1 protein-coding gene is annotated in these 672 nt (G+C 75.7%); it reads right to left on the bottom strand.

Features of this window, described 5'->3' with window-relative positions; all coding sequences use genetic code 11:
* Positions 1-42: 42 nt before the first annotated feature.
* Positions 43-672 (bottom strand): ATP-binding cassette domain-containing protein (locus MKK58_RS13805; RefSeq protein WP_243912600.1); only part of this gene is annotated, 630 nt, incomplete at its 5' end.

The following is a 672-nucleotide window of genomic DNA, read 5'->3' as shown; positions in this document are numbered from 1 at the left end:
GGGCCAGTGCCGCCGCGGGGCCGGTGTCGAGGGCGAGGGCCATCAGGCGCGCTCCTGCAGGGCGGCGGGGGAAGCCGGCACGGAGGCCGGGCGCAGGACGCGCTTCAAGACCTCGTCCTTGGGGCCGAAGGCCTGGGCGCGGCCGTCGGCCATCATCAGGATGAGGTCGAGGGCGGCGAGCGCGGAAGGGCGGTGGGCGATGACGATGCAGACGCCGCCGCGCCGGCGGACCCCGAGGATCGCCCCCGTGAGCGCGTTCTCGCCCTCGGCGTCGAGGTTGGCGTTGGGCTCGTCGGGGATGACGAGGAAGGGGTCGCCGTAGAGGGCGCGCGCCAGGCCGATGCGCTGGCGCAGGCCGGCCGAGAGCCCCGCCCCACCCTCGCCGATGCGGGTGTCGTAGCCCTCCGAGAGGCGCAAGATCAGCTCGTGCACGCCCGCCGCCCCGGCGGCGGCGGTCACCGCCTCCGGGGTGGCGGCCGGATCGAAGAGGGCCTTGTTCTCCGCGATGGTACCGGCGAACAGCTCGATCTCCTGGGGCAGGCAGCCGATCTGGGGCGCGAGGCAGTCGGGCGACCACTGGACGCGGGCCGCCCCGTCGGGGCGGTCCTTGCCGCGCACCGCAGGCCAGAAGCCGACGATGGCCCGCACTAGGCCCGACTTGCCCGAGGCCGG

The organism is Methylobacterium sp. J-078 (assembly GCF_022829285.1).
Taxonomy (GTDB): Bacteria; Pseudomonadota; Alphaproteobacteria; order Rhizobiales; family Beijerinckiaceae; genus Methylobacterium.
This window is presented reverse-complemented; position numbering and strand designations above follow the sequence as displayed.